Below are 1,674 nucleotides of genomic sequence, written 5' to 3' on the forward strand. Positions count from 1 at the left end.
GGCTCGGCCGGCTCCAACGGCTCACCGGGCCCGACCGGCCGGGGCGACGGGTTCGGCGGCCCACCCGGCCGGTCCGGTGCCGATCCCTCGACCCCGGCGGGGGCGGTGCAGCCGGGCCTCTGGCTGGCCGCCTTCACCGAAGGGGTCAACGGCACGGGCCCGGCCGACCACGACAACGGGGACACGACGGGGAGGGACGAGCGGTGATTCAGCCACGGACCAACATGGACTGGCTGCTCAAGCAGTTGGCGGACGAAGTCCCGCACGTCCGGAACGTCATCGTGCTCTCCGCGGACGGCCTGCGCATGGCCCAGCACGGCACCGAGACCGACACCGCCGACCGGCTCGCCGCCGCCGGCTGGCGGTTACTGCTCTCCGGCACCGACCAGACCAGGCTCGACGCCGTCGCCGCCCGCACCGGCGGCCGCCCGCTCCCCGCCGACCTCNGGTCTGCAGAGCCTGGCGGCGGCCGTGGGCCACGAGTTCCCGCACGGGGACGGCCGGATGCGGCTGGTGGTGATCGAGATGGGCGGCGGCTTCTTCTACCTGATGGCGGCCGGCGCCCGGGCCTTCCTCGCGGTGCTGGCCGACGAGGGCGTGGACGCCGGGCTGATGGGCCAGCGGATGCGCGACCTGGTCGCCCGGATCGGCGAACACCTCAGTACGCCTCCCCGAAGGGGCGAGCCCGTCGCATGAGCACAGCCGGCCGGGACTGGGGCGAGGACGCCCCGGAACGCTTCTACGTGATCACGCGCGGCCACACCCAACCGGCCGGACGGGCCGCGTTGGACCTGGTCACGCTGATCGTCTCCCGTGCGGAGCCCACCCCCTCGATGCCGCCCGAGCACGCGGCGATCCTGCGCCTCTGCGGATCGCCGCTCTCGGTGGCCGAGATCTCCGCCTACCTGCGACTGCCGGTCAGCGCGGTCACCGTGCTGCTGGCCGACCTCGTGGCCGAGGAGCGGGTCGAGGCGCGCGCCTCCGTCCCGGCCGCGCTTCTCCCCGACCGTGCCCTGTTGGAGGCGGTGATGCATGGACTTCAGCGCCTCTGACACGGTGCGCGGGCCGGCCGACGAGGATCTCCTGCCGGACTCGGCCACCGCGGCCGTCAAGGTGGTCGTCGTCGGCGGCTTCGGCGTCGGCAAGACCACCCTGGTCGGCGCGGTGAGCGAGATCCGTCCGCTGACCACCGAGGAGACGATGACCCAGGCCGGGGCGGAGATCGACGACCTGGCCGGGATCGAGCGGAAGTCCGAGACCACGGTCGCGATGGACTTCGGCCGGATCAGCATCAGCGACGAGCTGGTGCTGTACCTCTTCGGCACCCCCGGGCAGGAGCGGTTCTGGTTCCTGTGGAACGGCCTGTTCGAAGGGGCCCTGGGCGCGGTGGTGCTGGTCGACACCCGTCGGCTGGAGGTCAGCTTCGACGTGATCGGGCGGCTGGAGGACCGCGGCGTGCCGTTCGTGGTCGCCGCCAACGCCTTCCCCGGCGCGCCCGCCCACCCGGACGAGGAGCTGCGGCTCGCGCTGGACCTGCCGCCCGAGGTCCCGATCGTCGCGTGCGACGCCCGGGTCCGCGAGTCCGGACGGGACGTGCTGCTCGCGCTCATGCACTACCTCTACGACCTGGCGGGGTCGCGGGCCGCGCGGTGAGCGCACCACCCGTCCCTGCCC

At 73.8% G+C, this 1,674-nt stretch carries 2 protein-coding genes and 2 pseudogenes; all 4 read left to right on the forward strand.

Annotated elements, in window-relative coordinates:
• Window positions 1–207, forward strand: a pseudogene (locus VR45_RS49845) (hypothetical protein); the annotation flags it as partial.
• Window positions 204–696, forward strand: a pseudogene (locus tag VR45_RS41235) (roadblock/LC7 domain-containing protein). The pseudogenes VR45_RS49845 and VR45_RS41235, both read left to right, overlap by 4 nt.
• The gene (locus VR45_RS41240; RefSeq protein WP_045945116.1) at window positions 693–1,052 is read left to right on the forward strand and encodes a DUF742 domain-containing protein; all 360 of its coding nucleotides are present in this window, start codon (window positions 693–695) and stop codon (window positions 1,050–1,052) included. Before VR45_RS41235 ends, VR45_RS41240 begins: the two are co-directional and overlap by 4 nt.
• Complete coding sequence (locus VR45_RS41245; RefSeq protein WP_045945117.1) at window positions 1,033–1,653, forward strand: ATP/GTP-binding protein; 621 nt, start codon at window positions 1,033–1,035, stop codon at window positions 1,651–1,653. Before VR45_RS41240 ends, VR45_RS41245 begins: the two co-directional genes overlap by 20 nt.
• Window positions 1,654–1,674 lie beyond the last annotated feature (21 nt).

Source organism: Streptomyces sp. NRRL S-495 (genome assembly GCF_000966955.1).
Lineage (GTDB): Bacteria > Actinomycetota > Actinomycetes > Streptomycetales > Streptomycetaceae > Kitasatospora > Kitasatospora purpeofusca.

Coding starts and splice junctions, on each gene's coding strand:
- VR45_RS41240 (WP_045945116.1), top strand. CDS start 693: ATGAGCACAGCCGGCCGGGACTGGGGCGAGGACGCCCCGGAACGCTTC.
- VR45_RS41245 (WP_045945117.1), top strand. CDS start 1,033: ATGGACTTCAGCGCCTCTGACACGGTGCGCGGGCCGGCCGACGAGGAT.